Genomic DNA, 22,385 nt, shown 5'->3' on the forward strand with positions numbered 1-22,385 from the left:
GCGGGCCGTCCCGCCTTGTGGCGTTTGCGCGCTTGCGAGCAAGCACGCGCGACAGGATGCGCCTGCGCTTATTCGCTCAGGTTGCGTCCGTGAAACAGTTCTTCGATTTCGCGCTTGAGCAGCGTTTCGATCTTCATGCGCTCCTTGAACGACAGGTTCTTGGCGCGCTCTTCGAACAGGTACTGATCCAGGTCGAAGTCCTTCAGGTGCATCTTCGTGTGGAAGATATTTTCCTGGTAGACGTTGACGTCGAACATCTCGTAGCGCGACTTCACGTTCTTGGCGAGAAATTGCTGGATCGAGTTGATCTTGTGATCGATGTAATGCTTCCTGCCCTTCACATCGCGCGTGAAGCCACGCACGCGGTAATCCATGATCACGATGTCCGATTCCAGACTCTCGATCAGGTAGTTGAGCGCCTTCAACGGCGAAATCACGCCGCAGGTCGCGACGTCGATGTCGGCGCGGAATGTGGCGATGCCTTCCTGCGGGTGCGTTTCCGGATATGTATGGACAGTGATATGACTCTTATCCATATGAGCAACCACGGCATCGGAGATCAACTCCTTGCCGGCCTGCTTCTTGTCGATCACCGGTTCTTCGGAGATCAGGATCGTCACCGATGCGCCCTGCGGATCGTAGTCCTGACGTGCGATATTGAGGATGTTGGCGCCAATGATCTCGGCCACATCGGTCAGGATCTGCGTCAGACGATCGGCGTCGTATTGCTCATCGATATACTCGATGTAGCGCTGACGCTCCTCTTCGGTACGCGCATAACAGACGTCGTAGATGTTGAAGCTCAACGCCTTGGTGAGGTTGTTGAACCCCTGTAGCCTCAGACGAGGCAACGGCTTGACCACGTCGGTCTGTCCTTATGGAAAGCGGGAAAGGAGTCAATTATGAGCCAAAGATCCCAGCAACGAAATGCCGATGTTAAGAGTGGTTTACCTTGCATGACTCATGCCGTTAAGCTTCAGGAATCACACGCGGAACTACCATGAGCCCAGGAAATACGACGGTTGTCACTACGACGGTACGTAACGCTACCCCTTCCCTGGCGCTGGACGCGGGCACCATCGAGCGTTTCCTGGCGCACAGCCATCGAAGGCGCTATCCGACCCGGACCGATGTGTTCCGGCCAGGAGACCCGGCCGGCACCCTCTACTACGTGATCAGCGGCTCGGTGAGCATCATCGCCGAGGAAGATGACGACCGTGAGTTGGTGCTGGGCTACTTCGGCAGCGGCGAATTCGTCGGCGAGATGGGGTTGTTCATCGAATCCGATACCCGTGAGGTGATCCTGCGCACCCGCACCCAGTGCGAGCTTGCCGAGATCAGCTACGAGCGGCTGCAGCAGCTGTTCCAGACCAGCCTGTCGCCGGATGCGCCGAAGATCCTGTATGCGATCGGTGTTCAGCTTTCAAAACGGCTGCTCGATACCACAAGGAAAGCCAGCCGCTTGGCCTTCCTCGACGTGACCGACCGCATCGTGCGCACGCTGCACGACCTGGCCAAGGAGCCGGAAGCGATGAGCCACCCGCAGGGCACCCAGCTGCGTGTCTCGCGCCAGGAGCTGGCACGCCTGGTCGGGTGCTCGCGCGAAATGGCCGGCCGCGTGCTCAAGAAGCTGCAGGCCGACGGCCTGCTGCATGCACGCGGCAAGACCGTCGTGCTGTACGGCACCCGCTGACGGCGCTGTGCAGCCAGTGCCTTGTGCACTGGCTGCATGCCGGTTTCAGCTCCGATGGATTGATTGCGACGGTGTCGACATCGGCATTGTCATGTCCCTGCAGCGGCACTTTTGCGCGATACCTCTTATAAGAGAGTCTTCGCGCCGTCGAACCGCACGCTCTGCATCGCGACTGCGTCACGATCCTGAAGATTCGTTGCGCTACAGGTCGCATCCGTTTGCCCGCGCGACCCGCCATGGAAATGCGCCATTGCAAGCTGGACTGCGCAATCGTTGCGCTCCGCGCGAAACGACCTAGCTGCCTGAATGTTGCGCTCGCCTACAGCGCCTTGCCGCCGCGGTCGCGGCAACCCCAGTTGAGGATGGGCGTGCCTGTCGGCAGTACCTGGCGGAACAGCGCTTCGCGGTTGGCCTTGGGATTGACCACCACCGGCGCGCGCGCGGCCTTCAAGAGCGGCAGATCTGCGGTGCTGTCCGAGTAGGCGATGGCGATATCGGCGTAGCCGCGCTCGCGCAGCATGCGCATCTTTTCTTCGTTATGGCAGTGACGTCGCGCAGTGACTGCGCCCAGGCGCGGGCCGACCAGGCTGCCGATGACCGGCACGTCCTGGTGGGCCACGAAACCGAGAATGGCGCGCGCCAACTCCGGCGGTGCGCCGGTGGCGACCACCACACGGTCGCCGGCGGCGCGGTGTTGGGTGAAGACCTTCAAGGCATGCGGGAGCAGGCGCTGGCGGATCTGCGCTTCATGCTTGAGCACGTATGCGTCGATGAAACGGTTGAACTCGCGCGCGCGGTGCAGGCCGAACGTGGCGATCCACACATAGCCGGACACGCCGCGCCGCCGGGTTGGCAGCATCGCCACCATCGGGCCGAGAATTGGCGAGGCCAACAGCGCAACCAGCAAGCGCAACGGGTTGCGCTTGATCAGCCAGGCAAACAGATGACTGCCGGAATCGCCGTCGTACAACGTGTGGTCGAAGTCGAAGACCACCAGCGGTGCGTCTTCGCGCGGAACGGGATACGACTCAGTCATGCGCGAAGAATAGCTGACGCAGCGACTCGCCGGGTTCGGCCGCGCGCATGAAGGTCTCGCCGACCAGAAACGCGTTCACATCGTGACTGCGCATCAGTTGCACATCGGCCTGGGTGACGATGCCGCTCTCGGTGACCAGCACGCGATCGCGCGGCACCGCCGCGCGCATGTCCAACGTGGTCTGCAGCGTCACTTCGAAGGTGCGCAGGTTGCGATTGTTGATGCCGATCAACGGCACCGGCACCTGCACCGCACGCTCGAGCTCGTCGATGTCGTGTACTTCCACCAGCACGTCCAGGCCCAGCTGCATGGCCAGGCCCGATAGATCGGCCAGTTGGGCGTCTTCCAGCGCGGAGACGATCAGCAGGATGCAGTCGGCGCCGAGCACGCGGGCTTCGTAGACCTGATACGGGTCGACGGTGAAATCCTTGCGCAGCACCGGCAGCGTGCAGGCGTCGCGCGCCTGGCGCAGATAGGCATCCGATCCCTGGAAGAAATCCACATCGGTGAGCACCGACAGGCACGTCGCGCCACCGAATTCATAGCTGACCGCGATATCGGCCGGCTGGAAGTCCGGCCGGATGACACCCTTGGACGGGCTGGCCTTCTTCACTTCGGCGATCACGGCCGGGTCGCCTGCGGCGATGCTGGCCTGCATGGCAGCTGCAAATCCGCGCGTGAGCGGTAGGTCGGCGCTGCGCGCGATCAACTCGGCCAGCGGCACGCGCGCACTGCGCTCGGCGACTTCGTCGGCCTTGCGGGCAAGAATGGTGTTGAGGATGTCGCTCATCGTATCGGGTCCTGGCGGGCGGGCATTATCGGTCAAGACGGGCGTACTGCAGCGCGGCTGCGCGCCATCACGCAGCATGCCAGCGCCACGGTGGGGACGCCGGCGGGTGATGGCCGCTGCGTGGCGGTTGCCGGCATGGCTCAGGCCTGCACGGCAAGCTGGCGGGTATAGGCGACATAGGCGTCCACCCGCGCGCGCGCCGAGCCGTCGGCGATGACCGCGCGTGCGCGCAGCACGCCATCGGCAATGCTGTGGGCCACGCCGGCCACGTACAACGCAGCACCGGCGTTGAGCGCCACGATATCCAGCGCGGGGCCGGGCACGTTGTCCAATACCTGCAGCAACATCGCGCGCGATTGCGCAGCATCGGCCACCTTGAGGTTACGGCTGGCCGACATGGCGATGCCGAAATCTTCCGGGTGCACTTCGTATTCGCGCACTTGGCCATCGCGCAATTCGCCAACCAGCGTGCCAGCGCCAAGCGAAAGTTCGTCCATGCCGTCGCGCCCCCACACCACCAACGCGCGTTCGGCGCCGAGTTCGTGCAAGACACGCGCCTGGATACCGACAAGGTCGGGGTGGAACACGCCCATCAGGATGTTCGGCGAGCCGGCCGGATTGGTCAGCGGACCAAGGATATTGAAGATGGTGCGCACCCCCATTTCGCGCCGCACCGGTGCCACCACCTTCATGGCCGGGTGATGCACTGGTGCATACATGAAGCCGATGCCGGTGTGCGCCAACGCGCTGGCAACCTGTTCGGGCTGCAGCTCGATCACCGCGCCCAATGCTTCCAGTGCATCGGCACTGCCGGATTTGGACGAGACGCTGCGATTGCCGTGCTTGGCCACCTTGGCACCGCCGGCTGCGGCGACGAACATGGCGCAGGTGGAGATGTTGAAGGTATCCGAACCGTCCCCGCCGGTCCCGACGATGTCCACCATGTGCTGGCGATCGGCCACGTCCACGCGGCGCGAGAACTCGCGCATCACCGTGGCCGCACCGGCGATTTCGCCGATGGTCTCTTTCTTGACCCGTAGCCCGGTGAGGATGGCCGCGACCATCATGTCGGAGACCTCGCCGCGCATGACCTGCCGCATCAACTCGACCATTTCGTCGTGGAAGATCTCGCGGTGTTCGATGGTGCGTTGCAGGGCTTCTTGCGGCGTGATGGGCATGGAAACAACCGTGGCAGAACGTGATGGATGGAGACGCAGGCGGCTTGCGACGCGCGCGATCAATGCAGGAAAGCGCAAGCGCCAGGCGAGGCGACTGCCGTCGCAGCTGCGACGATCATTGGCCTGGACGCGTCATGCGAAAACGCGCCTGCGGCTGCACTTCGTAATAATCGGCCGGCCCGCCCGCGCGCAGAATCGTCTGCACTGCGCCCGGATCATAGATGCCCTCGTGCAGCGCCGACTTGGCCAGGTGCACGCCGACCACTTCGCCCAGCACCAACCAGGTCTGGATGGCGTGACCGGCAGCGGTTTGCAGCGGCAGCAGCTGGCTGAGCCGGCATTCGAAACTGACCGGACTGGCAGCGACCCGTGGCGCAGCGATCAGCCGCGATGGCGCCACCTGCAGGCCGGCCAGACCGAATTCATCGACCTCCGCAGGCACCATCGCCGCGCTGGCGTTCATTGCTTCTGCCAACGGCCGGGTGGCCAGATTCCAGGTGAATTCGCCGGTGGCTTCGATGTTGCGCAGGCTGTCCTTGCGACCGATGCTGGCAAAGCCGACGATCGGCGGGATGTAGTTGAATGCATTGAAAAAGCTGTACGGCGCCAGATTGGCGATGCCCTCGGCGCTGCGCGAGCCGATCCAACCGATGGGACGCGGGCCGACGATGGCGTTGAACGGATCGTGCGGCAGCCCGTGACCCTGCGTCGGCTCGTAGAAATGGATGCTGTCGTCGGGTGTGCTCATCGTGATCCGAATGCGGTGGAAGTCGGCGCGGTGTTTGAACACGTAGCGCAGTACGGCGCGCGTCGGGCGATGTCGCGATTTCGCATCGTCGCTGCACCGATGCCGCAATGCGATACGTCACGATGACACAGGCACATCGCAATCAACGCTGCAGAAAGTTTTTCAGCAAGGCATGTCCGTGCTGGGTCAGGATCGATTCGGGATGGAACTGCACGCCTTCGACCGGAAACTGGCGATGGCGCAGGCCCATGATCTCTTCCATCGAGCCATCCGGATTTTCGGTCCAGGCGGTGACCTCCAGTGCGTCCGGCAAGGTGGTCTTGTCCACCACCAGCGAGTGATAGCGCGTGGCCTCGTAGCTGTCCGGCAGGCCGGCGAACACGCCCTTGCCCTGATGACGAATCGGCGAGGTCTTGCCGTGCATGATGTTGCCGGCGCGGATCACATCGCCACCGTAGACCTGGCCAATGCTTTGATGGCCCAGGCAAACGCCCAGGATCGGCGTGGTCTGGCCCAGCTGCTCGATCAATTGCAGCGAGATCCCGGCTTCGTTGGGCGTGCACGGACCGGGCGAGATGACGATGCGCTCGGGCTTGAGCGCGGCGATCTGGTCGACGCTCATGGCATCGTTGCGCACCACCATGACCTCGGCGCCCAGCGCCTGCAGGTACTGCACGAGGTTGTAGGTGAAGCTGTCGTAGTTGTCTAACATCAAGAGCACGTTTTCTTCACCCAATTGATTTCAAGAGACATTTCGAGATTCAACACGCCGATCCAGACTTGACTTCACGCCTCGGCAACCGTCAAACGAGCGTGAGCCAACCTTATCCGATGAGCCAGGATGCTTCGATAGCCCGGCTACAATTTCACGGCAAGGGTTTGAGTCCCAACTCGACCAGGAAAGCATTGTGGCGCTTCTTCGCTTTTTCGAGCTCCGATTCGATCGCCTTCAAATCGACATGCACAGCCTCCAGATTGATCTCCTTGTCTGCTTTGGCAGTACTAACGTAACGAGATATGTTGAGGTTGTAGCCTTCTTCGGCGATCCTCGTCATCGAAATACGCTTTGAATAGCGCTCCTGCTCATCGCGATTCTTGTATGTGTCAACAATCCGCTTGATGTGCTCATCAGTAAGCTGATTTTGCCGCTTGCCTCTCGTGAATTGCTCGCACGCGTTGATGAACAGCACGTCGTCTGGCTTCTTGCACTTCTTAAGCACCAGAATGCACACTGGAATGCCGGTGGAGTAGAACAGGTTGGGCGGTAGGCCGATCACCGTATCGATGTGGCCGTCGTCCAGTAGCTTGCGGCGGATGTCGGCCTCCTTGCCACCACGAAACAGCACACCGTGCGGTAGGATGATCGCCATCACGCCATCGTCTTTCAGGTACTGCAGACCGTGCAGAAGGAAGGCGAAATCGGCTGCGCTCTTGGGCGCCACGCCGTGGTTCTTGAAGCGCGCGTCTTGCGCCATGGCTTCGCCCGGCTCCCAGCGGTAGCTGAAAGGTGGATTGGCGACCACCGCGTCAAATCGGGGCTTTTTTGCCGGATTGGTTTCGCGCAGCCAGTCCCAGTCGTTCTTCAGCGTGTCGCCGTGATAGATCTCGAACTCGGTGTCCTTTACGCCGTGCAACAGCATGTTCATGCGCGCAAGGTTGTAGGTGGTGACGTTATATTCCTGCCCGTAGATCTTACCGATGCTGCCGCCACTGCTCGTCATACGATTACGGATATTGAGCAGTAGCGAGCCTGAGCCGCAGGCGAAATCGAACACGCTATCCAACTTGCCGCGCGGGCCGGTTTTCGGCTCCTGGCTGTCGAGGGTGACGATGGCGGACAGGATGTTGGAGATCTCTTGCGGCGTATAGAACTCGCCAGCCTTCTTGCCGGAGCCGGCGGCGAACTGACCGATCAGGTACTCGTAAGCATCGCCAAGCGAATCGGTCTTGGTAGACAGCGCCATGCCGCGCGCGATTTCGCTGATGATCGAACACAGCTTGGCATTGCGGTCGTCGTACTTTCTGCCAAGCTTGTCCGACGCCAGGTTGATCTCCGAGAACAAGCCCTGAAATTCGCTCTCGAACGAATCTTCCTCTATGTGTTTGAAGCCTTGCTGCAAGGTGTCGAGCAGATCGTGGCTTTGTGTCTTCGCCAGATTGACGATGTTGCCCCACAGGTACTTAGGCTTGATGACGTAATGCGCCTTGCGCCGCATCTGTTGCTCGAATGCGGCTACGTCATCTGGATTGGCCGCGTACCAGACCGACAGCGGCGTCTTGTCACTATTGCCGATGGCTTTCGCGTCGGGATAGTCCGAGCCAAGCTCCTTCTTTGCCGCCGCCTCGTAGTTATCCGACAGGTAGCGCAAAAACAGAAAGGACAACATGTAGTCGCGGAAGTCGTCGGCATTCATGCTTCCGCGCAACTGGTCGGCAATCGCCCACAGAGTTTTACCAAGCTCTTTTTGGTCGTCTTTGGTCATGGTTTCAAGCGTCGTTTGATCTTGTTTTCGATGGCGGCGAGTTCGACCGCGTCGGCAGTATCGGCGGCTTGCGCTTCCTGCTGCTTGCGCTGTTCGTCGAAGGCGAAATAGCGCGCGTTGGTTTCCGTCTCCATCCGTGCGTGACTGACGGAACCGGCATTGGCCAGCAAGGGGAAGTCATTGGAACTAATAATCTGGCCGACGTTTTCCCGCCAGAAGCGCATGTGAATCTCCTTGCGGTTCTTGGCGCGCAGCTCTGCAGTTTCCAGGAAGATCGTCACCAGACGGTTGAGGGTGTCGATCTCGTCCTCGCTCAGGTAGTTCTTGGCGATCAGAATGTCCTGCTTGCGCACGCGCCCACCACTCCAGGCACGCAGCCCGAAATGCGGGTCGTCGGGATTGGCGCGGGCCGTGATGAGTTCGGCAGCGGTCTGCCCTGTCACCGCGTAAAGCAATTGGTTCTGCACAGTGGCGAAGAAGACCTGCGTGGCGCGGTCGGTCTTGTCGTAGTCCACGCTCAGGGCAAACAGTTCGCGTACTTTTTGATAGAAGCGCTTTTCCGAGGCGCGGATGTCGCGGATGCGGGCCAGCATCTCGTCGAAGTGATCCGGACGGCCATCCGGGTTCTTCAGGCGCTCATCGTCCATGACGAAGCCTTTGAGCAGATAGTCCTTGAGCGCGGTGCTGGCCCAACGGCGGAACTGTACCCCGCGCTTTGATCGCACGCGGTAACCGACCGCCAGGATGGCATCGAGGTTGTAGAGCGTAACCGGCCGGCGCACTTCGCGCTCGCCCTCCCGCTGAACCACCGAGGATTCCTCGGTAGTTCGTTCAGGCTCCAACTCGTTGTCTGAAAAGATATTTTTCAGGTGAAGGCTGATGGTGTCGGTGCTGACGTCGAACAGCTCCGCCATCTGCGCCTGCGTCAGCCAGACGGTCTGGCCTTCGGCGCGCAGCTGAATGCGGCTCTTGCCGTCTTCGCTGGTGTAAAGGATCAGCTCGCTCATGGATCACCTACCCCCTGTTCCATGCGTGGGAACAGCGCAGGATTGAACGGATGGCCAGTGACGAACCGGCGAAAAACGGTACGGAAGTGCGCCTTGTTCTCTTCCATCATTTCCCGCGGCTCATAGATCGAGTAATCGCCGTGGCTCATAAGATCGATCATCCGGGTAAACAAGGTTCGATCCGGGTCAACGTCGGTCACCTTGATGCAGGTTTTCCAGTCCTCCAATCCCAAGAAATTGGCGGTCTGCTCCATCACCCTACGCAGCATGTTGAAATGATGGGTGTATAGCTCTCCGGATGCCTGCACCTCATGCAACTCAACCAATGTCGAAAGATGATGAAGAAATGGCTTGGACGTGGTATCCAGCAAGGCATAGCGGCCGGGCTCCACCCCATTCTTTAGGAAGTGCCGGAACGCCTTGCTCTTGAGTTCGTTGCACAGCACATTGAAGAACAAAACATGATGCGTCGAGACAACGACACGCGGGCCATTCTCCACGCTCGTCAAAAGCTGTGCGAGATGGTTGGCAACGGAGATGGCGTTCTGTTCGTCGAGCGATGAGATCGGATCGTCGATGTAGACGTACTTCACCCAACGGTAAACCTCAATCTCGGGGTCCATCGCCAGCTCGACTATGGCCAGAAAGAAGCACCAGATAAAGATGTTTTCCTCGCCACGGGATGCCTTGATCGGCCGAGGATCGCCATCCTCCTCGCGCTCGCGAAAGAAGGTTACGGCAGGAGGAAGCAGCATGCCGGGTTCGCTGGAAGACTCCGTCGATTGGCGACGTTCGTAATCGATATAGAAGTTGAGATCGGTATAGCGTGCCAGCAGCCGCCCGATCTTCACTTCCATCTCCAGTTCGCTCAAGCCGGCGAAGAACTTAGAATCCGCATTGAGTTCCAGAACGCGCTTTCTCTCGAACGCTATATCGTTGTCCCAGGTGAACAGATCTTCGGTGTAGGCGTTGAAATAGAGCGTATCGCGCTGCGTGGTTTGCCCGTCAGCGTCCACCACACGCCCCAGATCGCGGAAGGCACCAGACAGGCGTGTCTTTCCGACACCGTTGTAAGCGTAGAGCAATACGAATTTCTTGCGTTCCAACTCGTCGCGTAGATGCTGGGCCAGGGCCGGAAGATCGGGAAGCGCCACATCGGCCATTTCAGCCCGCCCTCTGCGCAGGGAAAAGTTGCTGCATCAGGCCCTGCTTGTGGGTCTTGAGGACGGTGAGTTGGGCGGATTCTGCGGTTATCGCGGTGTCCACAGAGAACAGACAATCAGCTATGCGTTGTTGCTCAACCTGCTGCGGGAGACGTGCACCGTAAGCAGCTAATGCCTCCCTGTTGATCTTGGGGATCTTTCCACGCTCGGAATGCTTCGTTGCGTACTCTACGAACGAGGCGGAACGGAGTAAGTAGACTAGAAATTGACGTGTGATATCACTGCTTGATGGCCGTATCGGATAGATGTCCGCACTACAGATGCCGTTGAAATCCGGCACTGCGACTTTATTTAAAATGGGACGAATCTTCGAGTAGAGGACATCCTTCTCATCAAAAAGATATTTGCCACTCGTTACACCATCTTCACGGGCGGATTTTAGGCCAACCAGGCTACCGGTCTCCGATTCAATATTTTCACCGCCGACGTGTGGAAAGTCGCAATATGGCGCTTCTGTCGGATCAACCTGCCCGGAGGCAACTTCAATCACTTGGCAAAGAGGCCTTTCCGCCCACTCCGGCGCATCGCGAAATTCGGGAAAACGGAGGCGGGGAAGAGCTTCGCCTTCGAGGGGGAAGAGTTGCTGCATCAGGCCGCGTTTATGGACTTTCAACGCCTCCACCTTCCGCCCCTGCGCGGCGATCACTTCCTCCAGCGACGTCAGGCAGTCGGCGATTTTTTGTTGCTCCTCGCGCGACGGCGATGGAACAGGCATACGCATAAAAGCGCCGGCCGTAATACTCATGCGATCGTGTCTGGCACCAGTACTTGCCGCACTCCGCAGATATGAATGCCAGCCAGGCGATTTAAAGTAATGCTCGTAGAAATCCGTTTTTTCTTCAGAAAAGCAAAAAACAGTATAGAGAGGCGACATCACGCCTTCTCCAAGATTGTTCCGCGAGATCGGACCAACAGGAGCAATGGCTGACGTTCGCGGATTGTAAACGTAGTCGCCCTTACTGACGACGTAATAGCCATCGACCTTTCCGGCCGTCGCGATGTCTTTGTCGAAATAGTCTCTCTGATCTAGGACACCGAACTCTGCCGAATTCGTAAGAACGCGTGTCACCTGACCATTGCAATTCTTCGTGGAAATACGTGCAGCTATTCGCTCAAGCGGCACTATCGGCCACGAAGCCATCTTCCGAAACTCCGGGAAGCGCAATCTCGGCACCACCGTCTTCACTCCTTGCTTTCCCATGCTCACTCCTCGTACGCCTTCAGACCGGCGATCTCTCGCCCACCGGCACGTTTGTGCAGCAGCGGCAGCAGATCGCGCATCAATGCCAGTTCTGCCTGGGTGCGCGCCTTCCAGCCCAGGTCCAGCGGGGCCAGCAGTTCGGTGAGGCGTTCGCCGTCGAAGATGCGGCGGGCCAGGATCGCATCGACGAACGTCTGCAGGGCGGCAACCGGCAAGCCGTGCTTGCCGGAGAGCGCGGTCATTTCCTGCGCGGCTTTTTCTGCCTTGAACGCTTCATAGCCGGCGCGAATGGTCTCCTCGCCCAGGCCCTCGCCAGCTTTGAGCCCGCGCACGTACGCGCTGATGTCCTCACGCTCGTCGATGAACTTGGCGTCGCTGGCGATCAGGCCGATCAACTGCTCGCGGCTCATGCTGGCCTTGCCTGGCGCCTTGCCCGAGTAATCGGCGATCAACTTCATGATGTAGTCGTAATCGATAGTGCTGGAAGCGAACAGCACGAACTCGAAATCGAGCTGCTCGACATCGTTACGTGTTACATCATCCAGCCCGCCGGCTTTCTTCTGGTCGGCGCGCAGTTCCTCGGCTTTCTGCAGGTACTGCCCGCGAAAGCTGCGCAGTTCGTCCTTGGGCAGGATGGCCTCGACCTGCGCCTGTTGCTCGGCGGTCAGATCGGTGTACTGGTCCAGCTGGGTCTGCAGCTTCTGCACGTCCTTGAAGTGCTTGATGAAGGCGACCTTGGCTGCCGTGCCCTTGAGGTTGGCGATGTCTTCGGGTTTGCCGCCCAGCCCTTGCGAGGCGAGAAAACTGTCGAGGCTGCCGCGCGCTTCCTTCAGCTTGTCGATGACCACCGGCGCGGTATCCACCAGCCAGATTTCTCGGGCCTTGTCCGCCTTCGCACCGGAAAACAGCGCAATGGCGGCATCCACTTCTTTCTGCTGGCCGCGAAAGTCGAGGATGTTGCCATACGGTTTCGTGTCGTTAAGCACGCGATTGGTGCGACTGAACGCCTGGATCAGGCCGTGGTACTTGAGGTTCTTGTCCACGTACAGGGTATTAAGGTACTTGCTGTCAAAGCCGGTGAGCAGCATGTCCACCACGATCACGATGTCCAGCTTCTCGCGACCCTTGTCCGGCAGGTCGGCATTGGGGAACTGCTGATCCTTGATGCGCTGCTGCACGTCCTGGTAGTAGGCGTCGAATTCCTCGATGCGATGGTTGGTGCCGAAGCGCGTGTTGTAGTCGCCGATGATGGCCTTGAGTGCGGCTTTCTTGGCGTCCGAATCCTTCTTGTTGTCTTCCTGCTCTTGCGGGAGGTCTTCCTGCAACTGGCGCACATCGGCGCTGACGTCGCTGGGCGGCGAGAACACCGCGGCGATGTTGAGAGGCACGTAGCCGGGCTCGACTCGTTGCTTTTCGGCCTGCGCGGTCTTGAACAGCCCGAAGTACCCGATGGCGTCGTTGATGGACGCGGTGGCGAGGATGGCGTTGAAGCGCCGCCCGCCGGTGGCGGCGTCGTGCTTACTGAGGATGGCATCGACCACCGCGCGCTTGGCCAGCGTTTCGCCGGGCTTTGGCGTACTTTTTCCATCGGGCTTGTAGTAGTCCACATGGAAACGCAGGACGTTCTTGTCCTCAATGGCGTGGGTGATGGTGTATTCGTGCAGTGATTGCTGAAACAGGTCCTCGGTGGTCTTCAGCGTCTGTTCGTCGCCTTCGATACGCTTGTAGCTGGCGTTGTCCTCGAAGATCGGCGTACCGGTGAAGCCGAATAGCTGGGCCTTGGGAAAGAATTCCTTGATGGCCTGGTGGTTCTCGCCGAACTGGGATCGGTGGCATTCATCGAAGATGAACACAATACGTTGGTCGCGCAAAGGTTCCAGCCGCTGCCGGTAGTCGGCACGGGCAGGATCCAATGCACGGCCCAGCTTCTGGATGGTGGTGACGATGACCTTGTCTGCCGCCTCGTCGGAGACCAGGCGGCGCACCATTGATTCGGTATTGGTATTTTCCTCGACGCAGCCTTCCTGGAAGCGGTTAAACTCCTCGCGGGTCTGGCGATCCAGGTCCTTGCGATCCACCACGAACAGACATTTCTCGATGGCCGGGTTGGCCTTGAGCAGCGTCGATGCCTTGAAGCTGGTGAGCGTCTTGCCACTGCCGGTGGTGTGCCAGATATAGCCGTTGCCGAGGTTCTTGTCGATGCACTCGACAATGTTCTTCACCGCGTAGATCTGGTACGGCCGCATCATCAACAGCTTCTGCTCGCTGGCCACCAACACCATGTAGCGGCTGATCATCTGCCCCAGCGTGCACTTGGGCAGGAAGGCGTCAGCGAAGGCATTCAGGCCGCTGATCTTGCCATTGTCCGGCGCAGCGTATTGGTAGATGGGCAAAAAGCGCTCATCCGCATTGAAGGCGAAATGGCGCGCATTGTTGTTGGCGAAATAATAGGTCGCGTCACGATTGCTCACGATGAACAGCTGGATGAAGCACAGCAGTGTGCGCGTGTAACCGTTGCCGACATCGTGCTTGTATTCGACGATCTGCTCGATGGCCCTGCGAGGGTTGATGCCAAGCGTTTTCAGCTCGATCTGCACCACCGGCACGCCATTGATGAGCAAGATGACGTCGTAACGATGGTGGCTGTCGTCGGTATTGATGCGCAGCTGGCTGGCAACCTCGAAGGTGTTCTTGCACCAGTCGTTGATGTTGACCAAGGTGTAGTTGAGCGGCGTGCCGTCGTCGCGCGTAAAGGCGCTGCGGTGGCGCAACGTGTGCGCGGCTTTGAATACGTCCGCGGTAACGACCTCTTCCAGCAGGCGCTGAAATTCGGCGTTAGTCAAGGCGACCCGGTTCAGCTCTTCGAAATGCTTGCGGAAATTGGCTTCGAGCGCAGCACGGCTGCGAATGTCAGATCGCAGGGTGTACTTGAGCCCAGCAAGCTTTTCGACAAGTTCTTGCTCGATGGTGGCTTCCCTGACGCGCATTATGAAACCTCAATCTCGGATGGTTGCCGCGCCATCAAAATGTTCGGCAAGTGATGGACAATTTTACCGGATGCGGCACCCGGCAGGCTGCCGCCGACTCCCATGGAGCGAGCGATCGCTGATGGGTTAAAGCTCGCCAGTGACTCGCCAGCGCAACGTCGAAAGCCGGGCAACGCGGCGATGCATACGTTGAACGCCTCGCATATCACGCACCATCTTTACATCCATCGCCAGCGAATACCCTGCGCTCGCTGGCGTTTTCACGGGCACCAAGATTGCCCAGACCATTAGACATACTGGAGCGGCGGCGACCCGTAATGGCAATATCGAGCATCAGCAGCATGGCAAAGGACTCATTGCGCGATCAGGAAGACCGCATAGATGTTTTCGGTATAAGTGATAGTGCCGGTCATCAGGCTCTCGCCGACTCCCTGGCCCACTGCGCTTGGCGCAGGCGACGACGGTGGAGCCGGCGGCGAAGGCGGAGACACGATCGAGCCTGGCGTTGCCGCTGTGGCGGCCGACCAGGTGCCTGCTTCGACGCCATAGGCAAAATTGGGAGCGACATCCGAAATGCTGTAAATGCCGCCGAGCCGGACGCCGTACGCAGCGGCAAGCCCCTGAGCGGACTGGCGTGACTGCGTCGCGGCTTCACGCTTGAGTTCCGCACGTAACGCGGCAGCATCGGCGTAGGCCGTTTGCATCGATAACACCTGCACATTCTCGTTGGCGTCCAAGTCGCCGAGGAAGGCATGCACATCTTTCAATGAAGTAAAGGCGCCACGAATCCTGCGCTCCACCCGGGTCCCATCGAAGACGGATTTGCCCGCCTCATAACGCGATTGCGGAGAAATCGAGAGTGCAGAGGCGTAAAGGGAGTCCTTGAGAACGTGATCGCGCTGTAATCCATCCAGAACCAACCTGGCACGGCCTTCGACAAACTTCCGCGCCAAGTCGGGCTGTAATTCCGTCTTGCTGATCTTGAGGTCAACGATAAAGCGGTCTGGATCGACCGTGCGAAACGCCTGGCCTTTGACCAACAAATGCGGCTGCGACGGCAGGGCATTGATCTGCGCCATTCCAACAGTGGGCAGCGTCAGCACAGCGGCGAGCATCCAACCAGCGATTGTGTTCATCGTTGTCGTCCTTGAGGTCTAGTCATGGCCCTGCACTGCGTGCTGCTGCAAAAGGGCCGCCACATCCGCACACAGCCGATCGACCGCCGTGGCCGTGGTCGCCCACGAGGTCACGAAGCGGATCACCTGACTGCCATCGGTGCGCATTTCCCAGCGCTCGAAGTCGTAGCCTTGCGCCAGCTGCGCGGCCTGCTGCGCGCTGACGGCGATGAACTGCTGGTTGGTCGGCGAGTCGCTGGTGAAATGCGCGCCTGCCGCAAGCAGGCCAGCGCGCAGGCGTTGCGCCATGGCATTGGCATGCGCGGCCAGTTCGAAGAACAGACCATCTTCGAACAACGCCGCAAATTGCACACCAAGCACCATGCCCTTGGCCAGTAGCGCGCCACGCTGCTTGATCAGGTAACGCAAATCGGGCTGCAGCGCCGGATTGACGATGACCAGCGCTTCGCCGAGCAGCGCACCATTCTTGGTGCCGCCGATATAGAACGCATCGGTCAGCGCGGCAATGGTGGGCAGATCCAGATCGTTGCCGTCGGCGGTCAGCGCCGCCCCCAGGCGCGCGCCATCCAGGTACAGCAGCAGATCGTTCGCGCGACAGAAGCCAGATAATTCTTCGAGTTCTGCACGTGTATAGAGGGTGCCGCTTTCGGTGCTGTTGGAAATGTAGACCAGGCGCGGCTGCACCATGTGTTCGTTGCCATGCACAGCCAGCACCGGCTGGATCAACGCAGGCGTCAGCTTGTCGTGCAGCGCCGGGACAGTGAGCACCTTGTGGCCGGTCGCTTCGATGGCGCCGGTCTCGTGCGTGGCGATATGCGCCGCGTCCACCGCGATGACGGCCTGATGCGGGCGCAAGAACGCGCTGATCGCAATCAGATTGGTCTGCGTGCCGCCGACCAGCAGATGCACGTCGGCCTGCGGCTGCGCGACGGCATGGCGGATCAAGGCAACCGCATGCGCTGTGTGCCGATCGGTGCCGTAGCCGGCGTGCTGATCGGCGCTGGCCTGCGCCAACGCCTGCAACAGCCGCGGATGCGCGCCTTCGCTGTAGTCGTTGCGAAAGCTGATGCGCGTCGTGCTGCCCTGCCCGTCCATCACAGGCCCTTGGCCGCCTGGGCAACTGCGCGAAACAGCGCGCGCCCCTTGTTCATGGTCTCCTGCCACTCCAGGTCGGGGTCGGAGTCATAGACCACGCCGCCGCCGGCCTGCACATACAGGTAGCCGTCCTGGATGACGGCAGTGCGGATGGCGATGGCGGTGTCGGCATCGCCATGCCAGCCGATATAGCCCACCGCGCCGGAATAGACATTGCGTTTGACCGGCTCCAGCTCGCGAATGATTTCCAGCGCGCGGATCTTCGGCGCGCCGCTGACGGTGCCGGCCGGGAAGGTGGCGCGCAGCACATCGCTGTAATTCAGGCCGGCCTTCAGGGTGCCGGTCACTTCGCTGACGATATGCATGACATGGCTATAGCGTTCGATCACGAACTGCTCGCCGACCTTGACCGTGCCCGGTTCGGCCACGCGGCCGACATCGTTGCGCCCCAGATCGATCAGCATCACGTGCTCGGCGCGTTCCTTCGGGTCGGCCAGCAGTTCGGCTTCCAGTGCCTTGTCCAGTTCGGGCGTGGCGCCGCGTGGGCGGGTGCCGGCGATCGGGCGCACAGTGACCACGCCATCGCGCAGGCGCGCCAGAATTTCCGGCGACGAACCAACCACCTGGGTACCGCCGACATCGAGAAAATACATGTACGGCGACGGGTTCAACGCACGCAACGCGCGATACACGTCCACCGGGCGCGCGCGGAACGGCACGCGCAAGCGCTGCGATGGAACCACCTGGAAGATGTCGCCGGCGCGCACGTATTCCTGCGCCTTGCGCACCACGGCGTGGTACTCCTCGCGGGTGAACGAGGAATGGAAGTCCGCTTCGTCGATCGCGTCGGAAATCTGCGCCCGCGGATAACCGGCGCCGCCCTGACGCAGGCGATGCGCCAGCTCGTCCAGGCGCCGATTGGCGCGCACATAGGCCTGCGGCTGGCGCGGATCGGCATGCACGATCAGGTACAGACGGCCCTTGAGGTTGTCGAACACCGCCAGCTCTTCGGAGAGCATCAGTAGGATGTCGGGCGTGCCGAGTTCGTCGGGTTTGTCGCCACTGCCCAGGCGCGGTTCAATGTATTGGATGCATTCGAAACCGAACCAGCCGACCAGCCCGCCGGTGAAGCCGGGCAGGCCATCGAGTTGCGGCACCGAATGTTCGGCGCGCAACGCATCGACTTCGGCCAACGGGTCGGCGACCTCACGGGTCTCGACGACTTCGCCGTGTTCGCTGACCTCCAGCGTGTGGCCCCGAAAGCTGTACACGCGCCGCGCCGGCAGGCCGATGATGGAGTAGCGCCCGAAGCGCTCCCCGCCTTCGACCGATTCGAACAGATAGGTGTAGGCGCCGTCGGCGAGCTTCAGATAGACCGACAGGGGCGTGTCCAGGTCGGACAGCACTTCGCGGACAACGGGAATACGGGTGTGGCCTTCAGCGGCCTGGCGCTGGAACTGCTCTGCAGTGATCAAGACGACTTTCCTTCCGGGACTCTGTGGCGGGGCGGACGACGGCAACGGGCCACCATCGCCACCAGCGGCGAGCGAAAGAGAAGGAGCGTGGGGTCGTCAGGCGGGACACGCGGCTACTGTAGCGCAACTGCTGGCCCAGGGCAGCAGGCGGGGGCGAACGTCGTTCAACAACGGCGAAGGTGGGCTGCGGCGATTGCCTGGCCCACCCGAAACGCATGCGAAGCTTTCCCGATACCCCCATCCCCGATTCCCGATTCTCACCCGCCAAGCAAAGGGCACTCACCCGGCAAGTGCATTCGCAGACGTGCCGGGACGCATTCGATGCGGAAGTGCCGCGAGGTTTCCGGTTCGCCGTCCAGGTTCAAGGTCAGCGGTTGCTGGGAAACGATTTCCAGCCACGGCACGCGGGCGCGCACGGCCACGCGTTCGAGCGCGGCCTGTTTGCCGCCGATGACCAGGGTGCCGAGCGTGGCGGCCACTTCCCCGTCGAGGTCGGGGACGATGGTGACATCCAGCAGGCCGTCGTCGATCAGTGCCTCCGGGCACAGCGCCTGGCCGCCACCGGCCTGGCGCCCGTTCCCCAGGCCAAGTGCGATGAATTCGCCTTCCCAGCTGAACTCCGGGCCGCTGAAGCGGGCGCTGATCGGGTCGATGCGGCCCAGCCGCGACATGCCGGTGATGAGATAGGCCAGGCCGCCGAGCATCTTCTTCAGGCCTTCGTCGGTTTCCACCGTGACCTGGGTGCCGAAGCCGCCGCTGGCCACGTTGGCGCACCAGTGTGGGCCGTGGTCGGCGTCGATCCGCAACAGGTCGACCGGCTGCGCGACGCGCTCGGCGATCAGGGTCAACGCCTCCAGCGGGGCGATCGGCAGATTGGCGGCGGTGGCGAAGTCGTTGGCGGTGCCCAGCGGCACCAGGCCCAGCGACGGCAGCGAGGCCGCATCGCCCTCGTGGTGCGCCAGGGCGGCGGCCACTTCGCTCAGGGTGCCGTCGCCACCGGCGGCCACCACCGTGTGCACGCCATCGGCCACCGCCTCGCCCACGTAACGCTCGGCATCGCCGTCTTCCCAGGTGACCCGCACATCGAGCTGGATGCCGCGCTTGCGCAGCGTTCCCACCGCCTCACGCAGGTCCATGTTGTCGGTGGACTTGCCGTTGAGGATCACACGCCAGTGGGACGGGGCCATGCGCGCTGCCGATGCTGTGAGGGTAATGGCCGCAGGCTAGCAGCGGGCCAATGGGCAGATCGTGAATAGGCGCTGGCTGCGCACTGTCATTGCGGTGTCATCGATGACCCGGAGAGTGGAAGGCCATAGCAGGGACGACGGGCGGAGGCAGGATCAGCCTCCAATTTTCTTGAAGGCCGCCCCGATAGGAGCGGCCTTCCTTTTGCATGAGGCTGGATTGCGCGGCGTGCCCGGCTCAGGCGCCTGCCGCAAATGCGGCCAACCGTTCGCCGTCGAGCCGGTACACGGTCCAGCCGTCCATCGGGCGCGCACCGACTGCCTTGTAGAAGTCGATGGCCGGCTGGTTCCAGTCCAGCACCGACCATTCGAACCGCCCGCAGCCGCGCTGCACGGCCAGCTGCGCCAGGTGCCGCAACAGCGCAAGGCCCGCACCCTTGCCGCGCGCTTCCGGCCGGACGAATAGGTCTTCCAGGTACAGGCCGTTGCGGCCGAGCCAGGTAGAGTAGTTGAAGAAATACACCGCAAATCCCAGCGCCTGACCGTCCTGCTCGCAGATCAGCGCATGCGCGGTGGCGCCGTCGCCGAACAGACTGGCGCGCAACTCCTCCAGGCCGGCCTTGACCGCGCCCGGCTCGCGCTCGTACACCGCCAGCGCGGTGATGAGTTCATGCAGCAGCGGCACATCCTCAGGCGTGGCGCTGCGGATCTGCGGCGCGGGCCGGCTCATCGCACCGCATCCACCGCCGCGCGCATCTGCGCAATCACCTGCGCATAGTCGGGCGCATTGAAAATGGCCGAGCCGGCGACGAAGGTGTCGGCGCCGGCCGCGGCAATCGCACCGATGTTGTCGGCCTTGACCCCGCCATCGATCTCCAGCCGGATCGGCTTGCCCGTCGCGTCGATCTTGCGGCGGATGGCGCGCAGCTTGTCCAGTGCGGACGGGATGAAGGCCTGCCCGCCAAAGCCCGGGTTGACCGACATCACCAATACCAGGTCCAGCTCGGGCAGCACCCAATCCAGGATGTCCACCGGCGTGGCCGGGTTGAGCACCAGTCCGGCCTGGCAGCCATGCGACTTGATCAGCTGGATCGTGCGGTGCACGTGGCGGCTGGCTTCGGGGTGGAAGCTGATGGTGGTGGCACCGGCGTCGGCGAAATCCGGCACGATGCGGTCCACCGGCTCGACCATCAGGTGCACGTCGATCGGCGCGGTGATGCCGTGCTTGCGCAGCGCCTGGCACACCATGGGGCCGATGGTGAGGTTGGGCACGTAGTGGTTGTCCATCACGTCGAAGTGCACCCAGTCGGCACCAGCCTTGAGGACGTTGTTCACTTCCTCGCCCAGACGGGCGAAATCGGCGGACAGGATGGACGGGGCGATCGCCGTCGGTTGCATGGGCAGCTCGGAAAAATGCAGGAGCGCCATTGTCGCAACCGTGGCCCGGCGAGGAAAGCCGGATGCCGCTGAGCGCTGGGGCTTTCGATGTACAGCGCTGCGTCGACGCCCGGCATTGCGTAACACAGCGGTTTTCGGCGTGCAGCCTTGGCTTCAGCGCTTGCGCTGCCGTTGAATCCGGTCGTAGGCGGCGTTGATCTGGCTGGCCTTCTTTTCGGCCTGGCGGCGGGCTTCCGGGTCGGCGTTGGCGACCTTGTCCGGGTGGTAGCGGGACATCAGCCGGCGATAGGCCAGGTCGATCTCGGCAGTGGTGGCGTCCGGCTCCAGGCCAAGCGCCTCGTACGGATTTTCCGCGCGCCGTTTGAACCAGCCGGCGTCGACCGCGTGGCCGATCGCCAGCCCGATCAGCAGCCCCACCACCGGCGCCCCGCGAAACAGCAAGGCGCCGGCCAATGCGCCGAGCAGTTTTCCGTACCAGGACATGGGGGCGATCGGGGGCGGGAGGCGGGCTGGCGATCTTACCCGAACGCCCGCCCGGCCTAGCTGACGGCTCCTGCACAAGCCCCACCGCGCGGGCCTCCAATAAATTCTGCGGGAGGCGGCGAAGCGCCGTACACTACGCGGCCCGCTGCCTACCCGCGGGCCCGCCGGGTCCCGGGGACAGCGTCATAGCGACGTCCTTAGGAGTGCCTGTGTCGACCACGCTGTTGCAATCCGATCTGCCCGGCCTGCCGTTGCGTCACCGTGGCAAGGTCCGCGATGTCTTCGATCTTCCCCGCGACCGCCTGCCCGCCGATGCGCCCCCGGGCGACTATCTGTTGATGGTGGCCACCGACCGCCTGTCCGCGTTCGACGTGGTGCTGCCCGACCCGATTCCCGGCAAGGGCGAGATGCTGTGCCAGGTATCCAACTTCTGGTTTCACAAGACCGAACACCTGATGCCCAACCACCTGATGGACATCCGCGTGGAGCAGGTATTGCCCGAGGGTGTCGATCCGGCCTTGTACGCCAAACGCGCCGTGGTCACGCGCAAGCTCAAGCCGGTGCCGGTGGAAGCCATCGCCCGCGGCTATGTGATCGGCAGCGGCTGGAAGGATTACCAGCGCACCGGCAAGATCAGCGGCATCGAATTGCCCGACGGCCTGCGTCAGGCCGAGAAACTGCCCGAGCCGATTTTCACTCCTTCGACCAAGGCAGCGGTTGGCGACCACGACGAAAACATCGACTTCGATGCAATGGTCAAGACGGTCGGCGCCGAGCTGGCCGAACGCGTGCGCGATGCCACCTTGCGCATCTACCGGTTCGCAGCCGATTTTGCTGCCGAACGCGGCATATTACTGGCCGATACCAAGTTCGAATTCGGTACCGATGCCGATGGCCGCCTGTACATCATGGACGAGATGCTGACTCCGGATTCCTCGCGTTATTGGCCGGCCGACCAATACGAACCGGGCACCAGCCCGCCGAGCTACGACAAGCAGTTTGTGCGCGATTATCTGGAAACCCTGGACTGGGGCAAGACCGCGCCCGGCCCGCGCCTGCCGGCCGACGTCATCGATCGCACGCGTGCGAAATATGCCGAAGCGCTGCAGCGGCTGGCGGACATTTCGGTGGATTGATTGCACGCACCCGGTGAGGGGCGAGGCGGCGAAGTACGCAGACGCCTATGCCTGCGAGCGCCGACATTCTCGGCGCTTCGATTCCTCGACTACCGACTGAAGGCCAGGTTGGTGATCAAGCGTGAAGCTTCA

At 61.6% G+C, this 22,385-nt stretch carries 21 protein-coding genes; 2 read left to right on the forward strand and 19 right to left on the reverse strand.

From position 1 onward, the window contains the following. Positions 1-68: 68 nt before the first annotated feature. Entirely contained in the window at positions 69-863 is a 795-nt protein-coding gene (gene speD / locus LN450_RS07270) for an adenosylmethionine decarboxylase (RefSeq protein ID WP_011346179.1), read from the reverse strand. Between the two features lie 137 nt (positions 864-1,000). Here speD and crp point away from each other — a divergent pair, with 137 nt between their 5' ends. Beyond that, complete coding sequence (gene crp / locus LN450_RS07275) at positions 1,001-1,693, forward strand: cAMP-activated global transcriptional regulator CRP (protein ID WP_005914205.1); 693 nt, start codon at positions 1,001-1,003, stop codon at positions 1,691-1,693. A gap of 319 nt (positions 1,694-2,012) precedes the next feature. Here the strand turns inward: crp and LN450_RS07280 are convergent, their stop codons facing one another. The 18 genes from LN450_RS07280 to LN450_RS07365 all read right to left on the reverse strand — a co-directional run bounded on the left by LN450_RS07280 (position 2,013) and on the right by LN450_RS07365 (position 21,117). Further along, a complete protein-coding gene (locus LN450_RS07280; protein ID WP_007967853.1) occupies positions 2,013-2,729 on the reverse strand; it encodes a haloacid dehalogenase-like hydrolase in 717 nt (238 codons plus the stop codon). Further along, positions 2,722-3,519 (reverse strand): indole-3-glycerol phosphate synthase TrpC, encoded by a 798-nt coding sequence (trpC, locus tag LN450_RS07285; RefSeq protein WP_011346178.1) that lies wholly within the window; start codon positions 3,517-3,519, stop codon positions 2,722-2,724. Before trpC ends, LN450_RS07280 begins: the two co-directional genes overlap by 8 nt. A gap of 140 nt (positions 3,520-3,659) precedes the next feature. Continuing rightward, positions 3,660-4,697, reverse strand: coding sequence for an anthranilate phosphoribosyltransferase (trpD, locus tag LN450_RS07290; protein ID WP_011346177.1), 1,038 nt, complete (start codon positions 4,695-4,697; stop codon positions 3,660-3,662). Positions 4,698-4,812: 115 nt separating this feature from the next. Beyond that, complete coding sequence (locus tag LN450_RS07295) at positions 4,813-5,445, reverse strand: flavin reductase family protein (RefSeq protein ID WP_014089192.1); 633 nt, start codon at positions 5,443-5,445, stop codon at positions 4,813-4,815. A gap of 142 nt (positions 5,446-5,587) precedes the next feature. Further along, the gene (locus tag LN450_RS07300; protein ID WP_011346175.1) at positions 5,588-6,166 is read right to left on the reverse strand and encodes an anthranilate synthase component II; all 579 of its coding nucleotides are present in this window, start codon (positions 6,164-6,166) and stop codon (positions 5,588-5,590) included. Positions 6,167-6,311: 145 nt separating this feature from the next. Next, complete coding sequence (locus tag LN450_RS07305) at positions 6,312-7,928, reverse strand: type I restriction-modification system subunit M (RefSeq protein WP_011346174.1); 1,617 nt, start codon at positions 7,926-7,928, stop codon at positions 6,312-6,314. After that, entirely contained in the window at positions 7,925-8,935 is a 1,011-nt protein-coding gene (locus LN450_RS07310; RefSeq protein ID WP_011346173.1) for a virulence RhuM family protein, read from the reverse strand. Before LN450_RS07310 ends, LN450_RS07305 begins: the two co-directional genes overlap by 4 nt. Next, on the reverse strand, positions 8,932-10,098 hold the full coding sequence (locus LN450_RS07315) for an AAA family ATPase (protein ID WP_011346172.1): 1,167 nt from the start codon (positions 10,096-10,098) through the stop codon (positions 8,932-8,934). Before LN450_RS07315 ends, LN450_RS07310 begins: the two co-directional genes overlap by 4 nt. Position 10,099: 1 nt before the next feature. Beyond that, positions 10,100-11,359, reverse strand: a complete 1,260-nt coding sequence (locus LN450_RS07320) for a restriction endonuclease subunit S (RefSeq protein WP_011346171.1) — start codon at positions 11,357-11,359, stop codon at positions 10,100-10,102. A gap of 2 nt (positions 11,360-11,361) precedes the next feature. Then, positions 11,362-14,346 carry a type I restriction endonuclease subunit R gene (locus tag LN450_RS07325; protein ID WP_011346170.1) on the reverse strand — a complete coding sequence of 995 codons (2,985 nt, stop codon included), beginning with the start codon at positions 14,344-14,346 and terminating at the stop codon, positions 11,362-11,364. Positions 14,347-14,551: 205 nt separating this feature from the next. Continuing rightward, complete coding sequence (locus tag LN450_RS07330) at positions 14,552-14,689, reverse strand: hypothetical protein (RefSeq protein WP_155405758.1); 138 nt, start codon at positions 14,687-14,689, stop codon at positions 14,552-14,554. A 10-nt stretch (positions 14,690-14,699) separates the two neighbouring features. After that, positions 14,700-15,482, reverse strand: a complete 783-nt coding sequence (locus LN450_RS07335; RefSeq protein ID WP_011346168.1) for an SIMPL domain-containing protein — start codon at positions 15,480-15,482, stop codon at positions 14,700-14,702. Between the two features lie 18 nt (positions 15,483-15,500). Continuing rightward, the gene (locus tag LN450_RS07340) at positions 15,501-16,577 is read right to left on the reverse strand and encodes a threonine aldolase family protein (protein WP_011346167.1); all 1,077 of its coding nucleotides are present in this window, start codon (positions 16,575-16,577) and stop codon (positions 15,501-15,503) included. Then, positions 16,577-18,052: an anthranilate synthase component I gene (trpE, locus tag LN450_RS07345; protein ID WP_011346166.1), complete on the reverse strand. Its 1,476-nt coding sequence runs from the start codon at positions 18,050-18,052 to the stop codon at positions 16,577-16,579. Before trpE ends, LN450_RS07340 begins: the two co-directional genes overlap by 1 nt. A 257-nt stretch (positions 18,053-18,309) precedes the next feature. Then, positions 18,310-19,239, reverse strand: coding sequence for a lipid kinase YegS (gene yegS / locus LN450_RS07350; protein WP_011346165.1), 930 nt, complete (start codon positions 19,237-19,239; stop codon positions 18,310-18,312). A 235-nt stretch (positions 19,240-19,474) separates the two neighbouring features. Continuing rightward, positions 19,475-19,966, reverse strand: a complete 492-nt coding sequence (locus LN450_RS07355; protein WP_011346164.1) for a GNAT family N-acetyltransferase — start codon at positions 19,964-19,966, stop codon at positions 19,475-19,477. Beyond that, the gene (rpe, locus tag LN450_RS07360; RefSeq protein WP_008575577.1) at positions 19,963-20,664 is read right to left on the reverse strand and encodes a ribulose-phosphate 3-epimerase; all 702 of its coding nucleotides are present in this window, start codon (positions 20,662-20,664) and stop codon (positions 19,963-19,965) included. The genes LN450_RS07355 and rpe overlap by 4 nt, the downstream gene beginning before the upstream one ends. A gap of 123 nt (positions 20,665-20,787) precedes the next feature. Then, positions 20,788-21,117, reverse strand: coding sequence for a J domain-containing protein (locus LN450_RS07365; RefSeq protein WP_014089186.1), 330 nt, complete (start codon positions 21,115-21,117; stop codon positions 20,788-20,790). A 209-nt stretch (positions 21,118-21,326) separates the two neighbouring features. Between LN450_RS07365 and LN450_RS07370 the strand changes: the two genes are divergently transcribed. Continuing rightward, complete coding sequence (locus LN450_RS07370; protein ID WP_011346161.1) at positions 21,327-22,253, forward strand: phosphoribosylaminoimidazolesuccinocarboxamide synthase; 927 nt, start codon at positions 21,327-21,329, stop codon at positions 22,251-22,253. Positions 22,254-22,385 lie beyond the last annotated feature (132 nt).

The organism is Xanthomonas euvesicatoria pv. euvesicatoria (assembly GCF_020880415.1).
Lineage (GTDB): Bacteria > Pseudomonadota > Gammaproteobacteria > Xanthomonadales > Xanthomonadaceae > Xanthomonas > Xanthomonas euvesicatoria.

Excerpts from the sequence above, each read along its gene's own strand:
- crp (WP_005914205.1), top strand. The coding sequence starts at position 1,001 with ATGAGCCCAGGAAATACGACGGTTGTCACTACGACGGTACGTAACGCT.
- LN450_RS07280 (WP_007967853.1), bottom strand. The coding sequence starts at position 2,729 with ATGACTGAGTCGTATCCCGTTCCGCGCGAAGACGCACCGCTGGTGGTC.
- trpC (WP_011346178.1), bottom strand. The coding sequence starts at position 3,519 with ATGAGCGACATCCTCAACACCATTCTTGCCCGCAAGGCCGACGAAGTC.
- trpD (WP_011346177.1), bottom strand. The coding sequence starts at position 4,697 with ATGCCCATCACGCCGCAAGAAGCCCTGCAACGCACCATCGAACACCGC.
- LN450_RS07295 (WP_014089192.1), bottom strand. The coding sequence starts at position 5,445 with ATGAGCACACCCGACGACAGCATCCATTTCTACGAGCCGACGCAGGGT.
- LN450_RS07305 (WP_011346174.1), bottom strand. The coding sequence starts at position 7,928 with ATGACCAAAGACGACCAAAAAGAGCTTGGTAAAACTCTGTGGGCGATT.
- LN450_RS07310 (WP_011346173.1), bottom strand. The coding sequence starts at position 8,935 with ATGAGCGAGCTGATCCTTTACACCAGCGAAGACGGCAAGAGCCGCATT.
- LN450_RS07315 (WP_011346172.1), bottom strand. The coding sequence starts at position 10,098 with ATGGCCGATGTGGCGCTTCCCGATCTTCCGGCCCTGGCCCAGCATCTA.
- LN450_RS07320 (WP_011346171.1), bottom strand. The coding sequence starts at position 11,359 with ATGGGAAAGCAAGGAGTGAAGACGGTGGTGCCGAGATTGCGCTTCCCG.
- LN450_RS07325 (WP_011346170.1), bottom strand. The coding sequence starts at position 14,346 with ATGCGCGTCAGGGAAGCCACCATCGAGCAAGAACTTGTCGAAAAGCTT.
- LN450_RS07330 (WP_155405758.1), bottom strand. The coding sequence starts at position 14,689 with ATGCTGCTGATGCTCGATATTGCCATTACGGGTCGCCGCCGCTCCAGT.
- LN450_RS07335 (WP_011346168.1), bottom strand. The coding sequence starts at position 15,482 with ATGAACACAATCGCTGGTTGGATGCTCGCCGCTGTGCTGACGCTGCCC.
- LN450_RS07340 (WP_011346167.1), bottom strand. The coding sequence starts at position 16,577 with ATGGACGGGCAGGGCAGCACGACGCGCATCAGCTTTCGCAACGACTAC.
- yegS (WP_011346165.1), bottom strand. The coding sequence starts at position 19,239 with ATGGCCCCGTCCCACTGGCGTGTGATCCTCAACGGCAAGTCCACCGAC.
- LN450_RS07355 (WP_011346164.1), bottom strand. The coding sequence starts at position 19,966 with ATGAGCCGGCCCGCGCCGCAGATCCGCAGCGCCACGCCTGAGGATGTG.
- rpe (WP_008575577.1), bottom strand. The coding sequence starts at position 20,664 with ATGGCGCTCCTGCATTTTTCCGAGCTGCCCATGCAACCGACGGCGATC.
- LN450_RS07365 (WP_014089186.1), bottom strand. The coding sequence starts at position 21,117 with ATGTCCTGGTACGGAAAACTGCTCGGCGCATTGGCCGGCGCCTTGCTG.